We start from the raw sequence: 15,168 nt of genomic DNA, 5'->3' as shown, positions 1-15,168 counted from the left end.
CAATGGCAGAGCCGGTCGGTTGACCGGCATCAAAGTCGGGAGGGACGCGGTTATCTCACAAACCGCGCCACCAGCTCGACGTGCGGCGTATGCCGGAACTGGTCGACTGGCACCACGGCATCCATCTTGTAGCCGCCATCGATCAATAGCCGCGCGTCGCGGGCAAATGTCGCGACGTTGCAGGAGACCGCGACCACCACAGGCACCTTGCTCGCGGCGAGCTTCAAGGCCTGCGCCTGCGCGCCCTGGCGCGGCGGGTCGAACACGACGGCTTCGAAATCGCGCAGCTCCGGCGCCACCAGGGGACGGCGGAACAGATCGCGCGGCTCGGCCTTGATCGGCTTGAGCCCCGGCGTGCGTGCGGCCTTTTCGAGCGCTGCAATGGCGCCGGCGTCGTTGTCATGGGCGGTGACGCGGGCCTTCTCGGCGAGCCGCAACGCAAACGGCCCGACACCGCAGAAGAGGTCGAGAACGTTCGTCGCCTTGCCGACGCGCTCCGCGACGAGCGACGCAAGCGTCTCTTCGCCCGCGACGGTTGCCTGCAGGAACGAGCCCGGCGGCAGCGTCACTTCAGCACGGCCCATCTGCACGGTCGGAGGCAGTCGTTGCAGCACCAGTTCGCCGTGCCGTGTCAGCCGCGCCAGGCGGTGCTGCTCGGCGACGCGCGACAGCGCCGTCACGAGCGGCGTTGGCAGCGGGCCGGAGCCGCGCACGTCGACGTCGAGACCGTTGGCGGTCGCGGTGACCTGGATGTCCAGCGGTTTCGTGACCGGCATTTTGGACGTCAGCAGCTCGGCGAGCGCCCAACCGGCATCGAGTGCACCCTCGAGCCCGGGATCGAGGATCGGGCAGCGATCGATCGGGATGACGTCGTGCGAGCTGGCAGCCGAGAAGCCGACCTTGAGGATGTCATGCGTGCCGAACCGGCCGTGCAGCGTGATGCGCCTGCGCCCCGCACCGTGGGCGTCGACCAGCGATGCCACTTCGCAGTCGATGCCGGCCTGGGCCAGGGTCTCGACCACGATGCCGCGCTTCCAGGCATGGTACGGTTCAGTCGCCCAGTGCTGGATCGCGCAGCCGCCACAGACGCCGAAATGCGGACAGAACGGTGTGACGCGCTCGGGGCTGGCGACATCCACTGCCAGCAGCTTGCGGCGGTCGGGATGGTTGCCGACGACATGATCGACTTCGACGGTCTCGCCGCCGAGCGTGTAGGGCACATAGACGGCATCGCCAGCGTCGAGCGAGACGCCATCGCCGCGATGGCCGACGTGATCGATCGTCAGGCGCTCAACCACGGCGCGCGCCCAGGAAGAATTCGATGTTGCCGTCGCCGCCGGTGATCGCCGACGGGAACACCTCAATATCGGTGCAGCCGAGCGAGGCAGCAAAGGCTGCGATGTCGTCGCAGATCTCGCGGTGCACGGCAGCGTCGCGGACGATGCCCTTCTTGTTGTGCTTCCGGTCCGCCTCGAATTGCGGCTTGATCAGCGCCAGCAGGCTCATCGGCGCGGCCGCCAGCGACAGCGCCACGGGCAGCACCGTCTTGAGCGAGATGAAGCTGACGTCGATCACGACGACATCGGGCCGCGCCGGCAGGCGCCTGCCGTCATAGGCGCGGATGTCGGTCTCTTCCATCGACACGATCTTGGAGTGACCGCGCAGCGAGGGATGCAGCTGGCTGGTGCCGACGTCGACGGCAAAGACGAGGCTCGCGCCGTTCGCCAGCAGCACCTCGGTGAATCCGCCGGTGGAAGCACCGACGTCGAGGCAGATATGGTCCTCGATCTCGATCGGGTAGCGCTCCAGCGCGCCGGCGAGCTTGACGCCGCCGCGGGAGACGTAGGGGTGCGCGGCCTCGGCCTGTATCATGGCGTCCTCGGCGATGGACTCCGACGGCTTTACCACCTGCTTGTCGTCGGCGGTGACGAGCCCGGCCTCGATCGCCGCGCGCGCTCGCGCCCGGCTCTCGAACAGGCCGCGCTCGACCAGCAGAACATCCGCGCGCTTGCGGGCAGGGGACATAATCTCTCCGAAGACGCCTGAGGCGCTTATGTAGCGATCAATCGCGCGGCCGCCATCCGGACGCAAGCCTCGAACGCGGCCAGATCGTGCCAGACGTCGATCGGCATCTGCGCCGGCGTCACCAGCGGGCAACCATGCAGCTCCAGCGCGTGGATCATCATGAGATTGTCGACGAGGCCGAAATCCTCGACCGTCAGCCCCTGCGCATCGACCAGCCGCCCGTCCTCGGGCGTCACGCCCATGAAGCGACTGAGGCGGTCGGCATAGGCGGCGCCGTCATTGGAATAGGCGAGGCAGAACTTGCGGCGGCCGGCCATGTAGCCGAGCTCGTAGACGGTGCCGGGATCGGCGCCGGCGCCGCGGAACGGCGTGAGGTTGGCGATGATCGCATCGGCCGCGTCCATCATCGCCTCGTTGCCGCAAAAGATCTGGCGCGAGGCGTCGGGAGCGGCGAGGTCGCTCTCGTTGTCGAGGGGATAGAGCCCGGTGAGGCCGTTCGCGGCACAAATCGCAGCCTTCTGCCGGCCGATCTCGACCGCATCTGGCAGGAACACGTCGGGACCTGCCAGATAGATCTTCATGAGAGCTGCTTCGCAGAAGGTCGAAGCTCGCTCTTAGGCGAGCTTGACCGTCTCGGCCTTGACGTCCTTGCCGAGCGCCTCGAACACCTTGGCGACGATGCCCTTGGCGTCGAGACCGGCACGACCGTACATCGCCGCCGGCGTGTCGTGGTCCTGGAACACGTCGGGCAGTACCATGGTGCGGAACCGCACCAGGCCGCTGTCGAGCGCGCCCTGGTCGGTCAGGTACTGCGCGACATGCGAGCCGAAACCGCCGACCGAGCCTTCCTCGATCGTGATCAGGATCTCGTGGTCGCGCGCGAGCTTGAGCACCAGCTCGGTGTCCAGCGGCTTCATGAAGCGCGCATCCGCGATCGTGGTCGAAAGGCCATGGGCTGCGAGCTCGTCGGCGGCCTTCTCGCATTCGGCGAGGCGCGTGCCGAACGAGAGCAGGGCGATCTTGCTGCCCTGGCGGACGATGCGGCCCTTGCCGATCTCGAGCGGAACGCCGATTTCGGGCATCTCGATGCCGCGGCCTTCGCCGCGCGGATAGCGCAGCGAGCTCGGACGATCGTTGATCGCGACCTGGGTTGCGACCATGTGCACCAGCTCGGCTTCGTCAGCCGCGGCCATGATCACCATGTTCGGCAGACAGCCGAGATAGGCGTTGTCGAACGAGCCCGCATGGGTGGCGCCGTCGGCGCCGACGAGGCCGGCGCGGTCGATGGCGAAGCGCACGGGCAGGCTCTGGATCGCGACGTCATGCACGATCTGGTCGTAGCCGCGCTGCAGGAAGGTCGAGTAGATCGCGCAGAATGGCTTGTAGCCTTCGGTGGCGAGACCGGCGGCGAACGTCACTGCGTGCTGCTCGGCGATGCCGACGTCGAAGGTGCGGTCCGGGAACGCCTTATTGAAGATGTCGACGCCGGTGCCGGACGGCATAGCCGCGGTGATGGCGACGATCTTGTCGTCCTTCTCCGCTTCCTTGACGAGGCTCTGGCCGAACACGTTCTGATAGGCCGGCGCGTTCGGCTTGGACTTGGCCTGGGTGCCGGTCGCGACGTCGAACTTGACCACCGCGTGGTACTTGTCGGCGGAAGCTTCCGCCGGGCCGTAGCCCTTGCCCTTCTGCGTCACGACGTGAACCAGGATCGGGCCGGTCTCCATGTCGCGCACGTTCTTCAGCACGGGCAGGAGATGGTCGAGGTTGTGGCCGTCGATCGGGCCGACGTAATAGAAGCCGAGCTCCTCGAACAGCGTGCCGCCGTCCATCATGAAGCCGCGGGAATATTCCTCGACGCGGTTGGCGCGGCTGGCGATGATCTTGGGCAGGCGCTGGTTGATCTGCTTGGCCACATCGCGCAGCGTGCGATAGGTCTTGCCCGAGTAGAGCCGCGACAGATAGGCGCTCATCGCGCCGACCGGCGGCGCGATCGACATGTCGTTGTCGTTGAGGATGACGATCAGGCGCGAGTTCATTGCACCCGCATTGTTCATGGCCTCATAGGCCATGCCCGCCGACATCGCGCCGTCACCGATCACGGCGATAACGTTGTTCTTGCCGCCGGCGAGGTCGCGCGCGACCGCCATGCCGAGGCCCGCGGAGATCGAGGTCGAGGAATGCGCGGCGCCGAACGGATCGTAATCGCTCTCGCTGCGCTTGGTGAAGCCGGACAGGCCGCCGCCGGTGCGCAGCGTGCGGATGCGATCGCGCCGGCCGGTAAGGATCTTGTGCGGATAGGCCTGGTGGCCGACGTCCCAGATCAGCCGGTCGCGCGGGGTGTCGAAGACGTAGTGGATCGCAGTGGTGAGCTCGACCACGCCGAGGCCTGCGCCGAAGTGACCGCCGGTCACCGAGACGGCATCGATGGTCTCCTGACGCAGCTCGTCGGCGACCTGGCGAACCTGCTCGATCTTGAGCTTGCGCAGGTCGTCCGGCGTCCGGATGGTGTCGAGAAGCGGCGTTTTACTATATGCGTTCACGGCGATTTCCAATTTGTCAGCGCCGGAAGATCGTTCCGGTGCGCGATGGGTTTGCTCAATATCGGCGCAGCGCGAGTCCTTAAACCGTCGGAGCCACCTGCATGGGGCAAAGCCCCGTCTTCAAGCTTAGGTGAGCTTAAGTGCTCTCCGGTTCAGTCTCTGTGATCCCTGTCACTTAGATCGGCTTCGTCCATCCCAGCCAATTCATCAGCAGTTTGAAGCGCTTGTCGTCGGTAATCAGTGCCCACGCAAGGCTTACAAAAAGCCACACTCCGCGCAGCTTTACACCAAAGCTTGGGCCAAAGCCAACCCGCTCGGCCGATTACGGGCATGCACCTGCAACCCCCGGGCCAGAGTGGTTAATTCTGGCGCCAGCCGAAGGGTTCCAAGCCCGCTTGGCTCCTCGGCAGGTTTTGGCGGGTGGAAAGCTCTTTTACATGGGTTTCACAAGGGCCGAGGGGTCCCCGTGAGGGAGTTCCGTGATCTCTAGAGCGCCGGTTCCCCTGGACCCAAAGCAGCAGCAACTGCCCCGACGGCGGCATGCGAGCATGAAAAATTGCGGGTGGCCGATGCGTAAGAAGGGCGCCTTTGGAGGCCGCCCTTACTGGACGTCGAGCGGCGCGGTGCCCGTGGCCTGGCCGCTGGCATCGGTGGTGATCTTGTCGACGCGCGCCTCGGCCTGGCGCAGCAACTCCTCGCAGCGGCGCTTCAGGGCCTCGCCGCGCTCGTAGATCGTCACGGATTCCTCGAGCGGCACCTTGCCGTCTTCGAGCCGCTTCACGATCGTTTCGAGCTCCTCGATGGCGCGTTCGAAGGTCAGCCTGGAGACGTCGATTTGGGTATTTTCGGCCATATAAGTTTCCGATTGCCCGATTCGCTTCACGTCGGAGAAAGCAAAGTTTTGCGGGCGCAATGTGGCGGGTGCGTCAAGCGCCCATCAGGGCGCCGACATGCGCCGTAACAGATTCTTTCAGTCCTTGCAGGTCGTAGCCGCCTTCGAGCACAGAAACAACGCGCCCCCCGGCGGTCTTGTCGGCGAGGTCCATCAGCTTGCGCGTCACCCAGGCATAATCCTCCGCGCGCAAATTCAGCGACGCCAGCGGATCGCGATAATGCGCGTCGAAGCCGGCAGAGATGACGAGCAGCTCCGGGCTGAATTTTTCGAGCTGCGGCAGGATCAAATTCTCGAACGCGATGCGGAATTCCGGCCCGCCGTCCTCGGAGGCGAGCGGCGCGTTGACGATGGTGTCGTGGTCGCCGCGCTCGCTCTTGGCGCCGGTGCCCGGAAACAGCGGCATCTGGTGCGTGGAGCAGTACATCACGGTCGGGTCCGACCAGAAGATGTCCTGCGTGCCGTTACCGTGATGCACGTCGAAATCGACGATGGCGGCGCGCGTGATGCCGTATTTGCGCTGCGCGTGACGCGCGGCGATTGCGGCGTTGTCGAAGAAGCAAAAGCCCATCGGCTTGCCGATCTCGGCATGGTGGCCGGGCGGGCGCACCGCGACGAAGGCGTTGCGATGCCCGCCCGCCATCACCGCTTCGGTCGCCGCGACCGCGCCGCCGACGCCGCGCATCACCGCTTCCCACGTGCCCGGCGACATCGAGGTGTCGCCATCGATATAGACCAGTCCGCTGGTCGGCGCGATGTGGCGCAGCTCCGTGACGTAGTGCTCGTTGTGGCAGAGCGTGACGAGGTCGAGATCGCCCTCGGGCGCCTGGTCGCGCACCAGGAACTGGAAGCGCTCATGCGAGAGCGCCTCCTCCACCGCGCGCAGGCGGTCCGGCCTTTCAGGGTGTCCCGGCGGCGTGACGTGGTCGAGGCAGGCCTTGTGGGAGAGGAGAAGCGTACTCATCAGTCGGCCTCATGGGATGCGGGCTCTCGACGTCGCTTGGCGCATCCGGCGCCAAAACGCAAATGCAAAACCCAATCTATGCGTTCCCCCGGGAATGGCAAAGGGTGGTCCGGACCGGTCCGTTTGATCCGGATCAATTCACACGCAGGATGCGGCTCAGCGGCAGAGGCCCGACCGGTCCGTGCGCCCTGAAGAACGCGAACAGCGCGTCAGCGTCGTAGCCGCCATATTGCAGCCCCGTGCCCTGTTTGACGACCGTAAAGCCGTCGCCACCGACTGCGAGGTAATCGTTGAGGGTGACGCGGTAGCCGCTTCCGGCTTCGATCGTTCTGCCGTTCAGCGTCATCTTCCCGTTGATCACGCGCTCGCCGAATGGCTTCGCCGCATCCCAGGCGTAACTGAACCCGTTCGAGACCTGGAGAATCCGCGGCCGCTTCGGATCGAGCCATTGCTGCTCCAGCATGTCCTTGAGCTGGCTGCCCGTGAGCGTCATGGTGACAAGCCGGTTGCGGAATGGCTGGCTGGCGAAAACGTCGCCGAAGGTGATCGCGCCGTTCTCCTTCGGAATGATGTCGGTGCGGATGCCGCCGGGATTGGTGAACGCGATGACGGCCCCGCCGTCCTTGGCGTCCCTGGTCGCGGCGAGCTGCGCGTCCGCGATGACGTCGCCGAGCGCGCTTTCGCCGGCGTCGTTCGGCACGCGTGACAGCGTCTGCGTCACCGATCCAGCCGGGCGATTGGCGATCGGCGCCGAAAGCTTGTCGTAGGCATCGATCAGTGCGGTCTGCTCGGGATCCTTTGGCAGTGACGCATTGGCGACGAGGACGTTCTCGGCCCTGGCGCTGACGACGTCGCGCGTTACAGGATCGAGCTTGAGGTCGATCGCAGTGACCAGGGTCCCGTATTTGTCGCCGCTGGTGACGAGCCGCCCGTCGACCTGGCAAACATAAGCACGATGCGTGTGGCCGCTGACGACGACGTCGACGGCGCGATCGAATTTTTTCACGATGTCGACGATCGGCCCCGTAATGGCAGGGCATTCGTTGTAGTCGCCGGCCGGCTCGCCGCCCTGGTGGATCAGCACCACGATCGCCTCGACCCCGCGCGCCTTCAGTTGCGGCACCAGCGCGTTCACCGTCTCGGCTTCGTCGCGGAATTCGAGGCCGGTGATGCCCGCGGGCGAGACGATGCCCGCGGTCTCCTTCAAGGTCAGCCCGATGAAGGCGATGGGGATGCCCTCGAATTCCCTGATCTCGTAAGGCGGCAGCACGCTCCTGCCGGTCGCGGTCTCGATGGTGGACGCCGCGAGATAATGGAATTTGGCGCCCGTAAAGGGATGCGGTGCCTGACAGCCGTCGACGGGATGACAACCCCCGTTCTGCATCCGCAACAGCTCGGTCTTGCCCTCGTCGAATTCGTGATTGCCGACCGAGGTGATCGCGAGCCCCATCATCGAGAGCGATTCGATCGAAGGCTCGTCGTGGAACATCGCCGACAGGAACGGGCTCGCGCCGATCAGGTCGCCGGCGGCGACGAAGATCGTGTTCTTGTGGCCCTCGCGCAGCTGCTTCACCAGCGTCGCCATGTATTCGGCACCGCCGGCAGCCACCATCACCTTCCTGGACTTGTCCTCGGGATCGCTGATCCGGATGCCGCCCGGCGGCGGGCGAAGGTTGCCGTGGAAATCGTTGATCGCGAGGATGCGCAGCTCGACGGGGGCAGCGGTTTGGGCGGACGCGGGCAGGGCGGCGAGCGCGAGCGAGAAGACGGTCAGGCGGAGAACATGTCGCATGGAACCAGACTAGTCGTTCCGCACGAAGATTTCACGAAAGTTCTCGCCGTCGCTCAGGGGCGCCGGATGGTACCTACTTTTTCTTCTTCCTGTTCGCGAACGCGTTGAACGCGGCGGTGGCTTCTTCCGACTTCAGCCGCTCGCCGAACAAATGGGCCTCCTGGTCGATGCGGCGGGTAAGCTCTTCGGATGCGACGCGCAGCAATTTGCGCGAGGTCGCCACCGCTTCGGCGGGGAGCCGGCAGATATCGCGCGCCACCTTGCGCGCCTCGACCTCGGTATGACCCGGCGAGACCACGGTGTTGACGAAGCCGGCGGCATGCGCTTCCGCGGCCGTAAAAGTCCGTCCCATCACCAGCATCGCGAAGGCGCGCTGGTAACCCATCGTGTTCGGCATCAAGAGGCTGGACGCGCCGACCGGCACGAGCCCGAGATGGATGTAGGGTGCGGAGAAGGTTGCCGCGTTCGAGGCCAGCACATAGTCGCAATGGAACAGCATCACGGTGCCCATGCCGATCGACGCGCCATCCACGGCCGCGATCACCGGCTTGGCGTTGAGGGCGAGCGAATAGAGAAACTTGGCGCCGTCGGACAGCGTCTCGGGGCGCGACGTGTCGGCGTGCATGAAATCGTCGATGTCGTCGCCGGCGGTGAACACGCCGGAGCCCCCGGTGATGATCATGCAGCGGATCTCGGGATTGTTCTGCGCGGTGTCGATCGCGCGGCTCATCTCCCGATACATGTCCTGCGTGATCGCGTTCTTCTTGCTCGGACGGCGCAGGGTGATCACGCGCGTTCCGCGCTCTTCGGTGACGACGATATTGCCATTCGGCATGAGAGGCCCCTGCGGTCGCCGCGATACTGACATTGGCTAGACTCGCGAAACGTCAGCCTACATCATCTTGCAGGCGTGCCAATGCGCTCGCTCGACCTTTTGGGGACCGAATCGCGTGAGACGGGCGCATCAGCCCGCTGCTGTGTTACGCGTTGCAATAATTAGCTACCCATTTTCGATTGAAAAACCCCTGGTTGTGGTGCACGATCGGCTCGCGCCGCTCCATTTGGCCGATTGCTCGATTGATGATTGCCGCCACTTGTGTTGATGAATCCTCGCTGCACTACCGCGGCTGGCGTGTCGTGCTGGCCTGCTTCCTGATGGCCTTCTTCATGTTCGGCTTCGGCCTGTACGGCCAGGGCGTCTATCTCGCCGAGCTCCAGCGCGCGCATGGCTGGCCGGGCACGCTGGTCTCTGCGGCCAGCACCTTCTCCTTTCTCCTGACTGCCGTCCTCGTCATCTTCACCGACGATCTGCTCGCCCGCATCGGGCTGCGGTCGCTGATCCTGTGCGGCCTGTCGGCGCTCGGCGCCTCGACGGTGCTGCTGGCATTGCTGCAGACGCCCTGGCAGCTCTATCTTGCCTATGCGCTGATGTCGGTCGGCTGGACCGGCATGGGCACGGTGGTGATCGCGACGGTGCTGAACTCCTGGTTCGAACGGCGCCGCGGGCTTGCGCTCAGCCTCGCCTACAACGGCGCGACCTGCGGCGGCATCGTCCTCGTCCCGCTGCTGCTGTCGCTGAGCAGCAGCATCGGCTTCCGTTCAGCGATGCTGGCGGCCACGCTAGCCATGGTGGTACTGGTGTTGCCGGTGGTGGTGATCTTCACCGGCTGGCGGGCCGAAATGCCGTCGCCGTCGGGCGGAGACTTGTCCGCTGGCGGCACCGCTGCGCCTGCGGTTCACTCGCGCAGGACGCTGCTCGCCAACGCGGCGTTCTGGACCATGGTGCTGCCGATCGCGATCGCGCTGCTGGCGCAGATGGGATTCATCATTCACCAGGTGACGTTCCTCGAACCGCTGATCGGCCGCGCCAGTGCTGGCCTTGCCGTCACCATCATGGCGGCGATGGCGGTGGTCGGGCGCCTGTCGCTCGGCCTGTTTGTGGACCGGCTCGATCCGCGGCTCGCCTGCGCGGCATCGATGACGAGCCAGGCGGCGGCGCTGTTTGTGATTCTGCAAAGCACGAACCCGACCGTGCTGCTCGTGTGCTGCGCCGTCTACGGCTTCTCGATCGGCAACATGATTACGTTCCCGCCGCTGATCATCCATCGTGAGATCGGCGCGAGCGCCTTCGCCGCCGCGATGGGACTGGGCACCTCGATTAGCGGCATCGTCAGCGCCTTCGGCCCCGGCATCGTCGGCCTCGTGCGCAGCGTAACCGGCGATTACACGAGCGCGTTTGCGATGTGCGTGGTGCTCGATCTGGTGGCGGCGGGGATTGTGCTGTGGCGGCCGGGGAGACGTACGAAGCTCGCAGCTTCGTAGCCCGGATGGAGCGCAGCGCAATCCGGGATTCGAGCCACGAACGATGACGGCCCCGGATTGCGCTGCGCTCCATCCGGGCCACGCGTCCCGCTTACCCCAACAGCACTGCATCCGCCGCGGCGACTGACTCCGCGCTCTCCGTCACGGTGCGTTCGAGCGCGCCGGCCTGCACGGCGATGTTCTCGGCGAAGAAGCGCGCCAGCGAGACGTAGCGCGCGGCGTCCGTGATGCCATCGGATTTCGCGGCGAGCGCTTCGGATGCAAGCATGCAGCCGCCGAGCGTGGCGCCGAACTGCTGCAGATACGGCGTCGCGCCGGCCAGCGCCTCGTTCGGCGCAGACGCAACCCGCTCCAGCAGCCATTTGCTGGTGCGCGTCAGCGCCTGCAGCGCCTCGCGCAATTTCACGCCCGTGGTGCCGAAGGCGGGATCGTTGGAGGCTTCGACCTGCTTCACGATTGCCGAGAGTTCGTCGAGCAGCGCCCACACCGATGCGCCGCCATTGGCCGCGAGTTTTCGCGTGACGAGGTCGATGGCCTGTATGCCGTTGGTGCCTTCGTAGATCGCGGTGATGCGGGCATCGCGATAGTGCTGCGCCGCGCCGGTCTCCTCGATGAAGCCCATGCCGCCATGCACCTGCACGCCGAGATAAGCGACCTCGTTGCCAATATCGGTGGAATAGCCTTTGGCCATCGGCGTCAGCAGCGCCGCGCGCGCGGCAGCGTCGGCGCGAACCTTCGGATCGCTGGCACGCGTCGAGACGTCGATCGCCACCGCGGTCGCATAGCAGATGGTGCGCGCCGCTGCGGTCTGCGCCCGCATCCGCATCAGCATGCGCTTGACGTCGGGATGCACGAAGATCGGATCGGAGCCGTCACCCTTGTTGCCGAGGGCGCGGCCCTGCTTGCGCTCCTGTGCGTACGACAATGCCTGCTGGTAGGCGCGATCGGCTACACCGACGCCTTCGAGGCCGACGCCGAGGCGGGCCTGGTTCATCATCGTGAACATGCAGCGCATGCCCTGGTTCTCTTCGCCGACGAGGAAGCCGATCGCGCCGCCATGATCGCCCATGGTCATGGTGCAGGTGGGGGAGGCGTGCATGCCGAGCTTGTGCTCGACGCCGGAGGCAAAGATGTCGTTGCGTGCGCCGAGCGAGCCGTCTTCGTTGACCATGAATTTGGGAACGAGAAACAGCGATATCCCCTTGGTCCCGGCGGGCGCGTCCGGCAGGCGTGCCAGCACGAAATGCACGATGTTGTCGGTCATGTCGTGCTCGCCATAGGTGATGAAGATCTTCGTCCCCTTGATGCGATAGGTGCCGTCGGCCTGCTTCTCGGCGCGGGTGCGCAGCGCGCCGACATCGGAGCCGGCCTGCGGCTCGGTCAGCTGCATCGTGCCGGTCCATTCGCCGGAGACGAGCTTCTCGAGATAGATTTTCTTCAGCTCGTCGCTGCCATGCGCGTCGAGCGCCTCCATCGCCGACGCCGTCAGCAGCGGGCAGAGGCCGAAAGCGACGTTGGCGGCGCTCCAGATCTCGGTGCAGGCCGCGTTGATCGCGAGCGGCAGGCCCTGGCCGCCAAAATCTTCGGGGCCAGAGACCGCGTTCCAGCCGCCCTCGGTCCAGCGCTTGTAGGCGTCCGGCCAGCCCGGCGCCGTCGTGACCTTGCCGTCGCTGAGCTTGATGCCGTGCTCGTCGCCGACCTTGTTGAGCGGCGCCAGCACGTCGGTTGCGAACTTGCCGGCTTCCTCCAGCACGGCGCTCACGATATCGCCGTCGAAATCGCCGTAATGGCCGGCCTCCATGGCAGCCTTCAGGCCGGCGCCGTGGTTGAGCGATAGCAGCATGTCAGAGATCGGCGCGCGGTAGGTCATGGCTCACTCCCGGGGAGACAGTTCTTGCCGCCGTATTCCCATGAAACGGCAGCGGTCTCAACTGGCAGGAGGGGTGGCGGAGCGGCCGTCGGGAGCGGGGGGCGTAGCGCCCATATAAGGCATGGCGCGGCGCCACCGGCGCCTGTGGTAATTTGCCCCTCCGGGCGGTTGAAATGCCGCGCCTCTCCCTATAGACCGGCACCACTCGAGGGAATCCGCGGACGCTCGTGTCGCCACCGTTCCCGAAGGGCCTGATGGGGCGTAGCCAAGTGGTAAGGCAGCGGATTTTGATTCCGCCATTCGGAGGTTCGATCCCTCCCGCCCCAGCCAGGAGCCCCGCTTCCCCTGAAATTCCTGACGAAACCGGCCTGGCTGGGGAGCTGATGCACAGCTCTGCGACACATCACTGCTGCACAGAGTGTCGCTCGAACATGGCTTTCCACATCTTTCGCCGCCAATCCGTCTACTATTGGCGGCGTCGTACGCCTCCCACACTTGCCAATTGCATGGGCCGCCAGCATGTTTCCATGAGCCTGAGAACGACGAGCCGTATGACGGCGCGGCGCCTGGCCAACCAGCTCAACCTTGTTCTGGACGACATCGCGATGCTTGCCGACGGCGCCGACCTTCATCTGTCGCGGTCCCAAATTGAGACAATGCTTCATGCTGTCGTCGAGAAGCAGCTGGCCAAGCTAGAGCAGGTGGCACTTGCCGCGAAAAGTGCGCGGGGCTTCGTTGCCGATCGAGCAAGGAATGACGATCTGCGGGCGTTGTGGACCTACACGCTGCTCGACGCGCAAGGACATGGCGCTGCTGTGCACCCCGAAGATCGCGACCGCATGATCGCCGAAGGCCTTTCGGAAGCCGACATCGAGGCCGTCAAGCGTCACCTAGCGATGCTCCGGGATAGCGACATGGTGCCAACGAAGTACCACGTCCTGCGGCAAATGGTTGAAGGCGTTCGGGCCGTGCCGACCGCAATGAACATGGATGTGGCACAAGGTATCTACTTTCGCGGGATGAGGCTTGCGCTCGCTCAGTCCGAGCGCCGCTATGGCGGAACGAGAATTGAAGATGCGGGGCTGGTGGATCGCCTTTTGCTCGCGAGGAGTGATCCACCAACGCCAATTTTCCCGACGGTAAGCCTGGCAGCGGATCGCTCCGATGGTCCACCGCGGATCGAAGCTCCGCCTGTCACGCCGTTCATTCCTATGGCAGACTTCCTTCAGTTTGCGGACCGCATCGCCCGGCAGAATGCCGCCGACAATCTTTGGGACGACAAGACGCAGCGGCAGGCCAAGAGCGTTGCAAATCTGTTCGTTAAGTTCGTGGTGCAGGATCAGCGCATTCTTGATCTGGGCCTGCTGCGCCAGGAGCAAGTCGGCAAGTTCGTCGATTTCCTCCGCTTCGACATCTACAAGCACTACGGCAAATCGGTGCGGGACGAGGCCCTGACGATCGAGCAACTCCGCGAGAAGGGGAAATCGGTCGAACGAGGCAAGCGGGGTGTTTCCGGAGACACCCTCAACAGGCACCTGACTTTCCTGGGACAGATCTTCGACTATGCCATCGCGCGCGGCTCGAAGAGCCTGGAGGGTATCGACGTCACGAAACTGCGCGCAAAGGGGCGCGGCAAGAACAAACGTCCCCGCGACGAGAGGGCGAAGCTGCCTCTCGACAAGGTCAAAGCGATGTTTCTGACGGCGCCGTTCATCAACTGCGCCGGGTGGGACGAGTTGGGGGAGTGGGGCAAGGAAGGCGACTCGCAGGTCTTCCACTGCGCGCTCTATTTCGTCCCGATCCTCATCTACTATACCGGTGCAAGGCGCGAGGAGCTTTGCGGCGCTATGGTAGACGACATCATCTTCGATCGCGAAGGCTGCAGGCCGTACGTCCACATTGCGGCGAACGAGCAGCGGCGCATCAAAAACGCTCAGTCCCAGCGCAATATTCCCGTCCACCCGGAGCTCATCCGATTGGGCTTTCTCGACTATGTCAGGAAGATCAAGGCGCTCGGATACAAGCTCCTCTTCCCGGACTTATACTCGCCCAGCAGTCGCTCGCCGCTAGGCAACCGGTTCTACAAGCTGTTCAAGCCCATCCTCGTCGCGGCTGAAATCACCGAGGAGGGCCTCGGTGCTCATGCTGTGCGGCATCTTTTCGGTGCGCAGCTGAAGAAGAGACTGCTGACGAAAGAGGATCGTGCGGATCTTCTTGGGCACGGCGGCGACAGCGAGACCACCGAGCGCTACTGCGAGCCCCATGAACTCGACACCTTGTTCGAGTTCATCATGAAGTTGGAGGTGATTACAAGCCATATCGAGGCGCGTGACATCAACCTTATTCCATGGGTTGAGAAGAAAGAAGTGGCGCCTTTTTCGCAGCCGTCTCGTGCAAAACGCTAGGATGGAAGCGTTGGCCTCGTTACCTGATTGGCCGCCGTGGCCCCGATACGGCAGAATATATGGCGATGCTCATCTCTGGTTTTGTTCCGTTACTCTCGCACGCATCACTGACGGCGCCGGGCGCTGCGATGCCGAGCAAATGCGAAACCGTTTCGCATTTGTCAGACGAGCAGAGGGGCCGAAGGGATGTACCAAGGGTACGTCGTATGTGAAGCTAAGCCGAATTAGCTGCCTCTCCACATAAATTAAGGCCCCATTCGGCATTTTTTAGTTGCGATCCTGCGCTTGTCTTCCGCAAGATAAGGAGGTCTAGCCTCGGATGCCAACCGCGTCCTTGGCCTTTCAGTTGAGCGTT

At 64.6% G+C, this 15,168-nt stretch carries 11 protein-coding genes and 1 tRNA gene; 3 read left to right on the top strand and 9 right to left on the bottom strand.

What is annotated here, in order from left to right; translation table 11 throughout:
- Positions 1-50 precede the first annotated feature (50 nt).
- The 8 genes from AC0L3P_RS16590 to AC0L3P_RS16555 form a co-directional block, all read right to left on the bottom strand.
- The gene (locus AC0L3P_RS16590) at positions 51-1,298 is read right to left on the bottom strand and encodes a class I SAM-dependent RNA methyltransferase (RefSeq protein WP_473302965.1); all 1,248 of its coding nucleotides are present in this window, start codon (positions 1,296-1,298) and stop codon (positions 51-53) included.
- Positions 1,291-2,025 (bottom strand): TlyA family RNA methyltransferase, encoded by a 735-nt coding sequence (locus AC0L3P_RS16585; RefSeq protein WP_354057008.1) that lies wholly within the window; start codon positions 2,023-2,025, stop codon positions 1,291-1,293. Before AC0L3P_RS16585 ends, AC0L3P_RS16590 begins: the two co-directional genes overlap by 8 nt.
- Positions 2,026-2,051: 26 nt before the next feature.
- Positions 2,052-2,606, bottom strand: coding sequence for a nucleoside 2-deoxyribosyltransferase (locus AC0L3P_RS16580; protein WP_473302962.1), 555 nt, complete (start codon positions 2,604-2,606; stop codon positions 2,052-2,054).
- 33 nt (positions 2,607-2,639) lie between these two features.
- Positions 2,640-4,568, bottom strand: coding sequence for a 1-deoxy-D-xylulose-5-phosphate synthase (dxs, locus tag AC0L3P_RS16575; protein WP_275171774.1), 1,929 nt, complete (start codon positions 4,566-4,568; stop codon positions 2,640-2,642).
- Positions 4,569-5,169: 601 nt separating this feature from the next.
- Complete coding sequence (locus AC0L3P_RS16570; RefSeq protein ID WP_027516568.1) at positions 5,170-5,421, bottom strand: exodeoxyribonuclease VII small subunit; 252 nt, start codon at positions 5,419-5,421, stop codon at positions 5,170-5,172.
- A gap of 73 nt (positions 5,422-5,494) precedes the next feature.
- The gene (locus AC0L3P_RS16565) at positions 5,495-6,424 is read right to left on the bottom strand and encodes a histone deacetylase family protein (protein WP_473302958.1); all 930 of its coding nucleotides are present in this window, start codon (positions 6,422-6,424) and stop codon (positions 5,495-5,497) included.
- 133 nt (positions 6,425-6,557) lie between these two features.
- A complete protein-coding gene (locus tag AC0L3P_RS16560; protein WP_473302955.1) occupies positions 6,558-8,216 on the bottom strand; it encodes a bifunctional metallophosphatase/5'-nucleotidase in 1,659 nt (552 codons plus the stop codon).
- A 73-nt stretch (positions 8,217-8,289) separates the two neighbouring features.
- Positions 8,290-9,051, bottom strand: coding sequence for an enoyl-CoA hydratase-related protein (locus AC0L3P_RS16555; RefSeq protein WP_275171777.1), 762 nt, complete (start codon positions 9,049-9,051; stop codon positions 8,290-8,292).
- 245 nt (positions 9,052-9,296) lie between these two features.
- Here AC0L3P_RS16555 and AC0L3P_RS16550 point away from each other — a divergent pair, with 245 nt between their 5' ends.
- Complete coding sequence (locus AC0L3P_RS16550) at positions 9,297-10,538, top strand: MFS transporter (protein ID WP_275171778.1); 1,242 nt, start codon at positions 9,297-9,299, stop codon at positions 10,536-10,538.
- Positions 10,539-10,629: 91 nt separating this feature from the next.
- Here AC0L3P_RS16550 and AC0L3P_RS16545 read toward each other — a convergent pair whose 3' ends face one another.
- Complete coding sequence (locus AC0L3P_RS16545) at positions 10,630-12,408, bottom strand: acyl-CoA dehydrogenase (protein ID WP_275171779.1); 1,779 nt, start codon at positions 12,406-12,408, stop codon at positions 10,630-10,632.
- Positions 12,409-12,663: 255 nt separating this feature from the next.
- On the opposite strand from AC0L3P_RS16545, the gene AC0L3P_RS16540 reads away from it, so the two are divergent.
- Together AC0L3P_RS16540 and AC0L3P_RS16535 are read left to right on the top strand one after the other, a co-directional pair.
- A tRNA-Gln gene (locus AC0L3P_RS16540) sits at positions 12,664-12,738 on the top strand.
- Positions 12,739-12,839: 101 nt separating this feature from the next.
- Positions 12,840-14,813 (top strand): DUF6538 domain-containing protein, encoded by a 1,974-nt coding sequence (locus tag AC0L3P_RS16535; protein WP_275171780.1) that lies wholly within the window; start codon positions 12,840-12,842, stop codon positions 14,811-14,813.
- Positions 14,814-15,168: the final 355 nt, after the last annotated feature.

This window comes from Bradyrhizobium sp. WSM4874, assembly GCF_055811835.1.
This window is presented reverse-complemented; position numbering and strand designations above follow the sequence as displayed.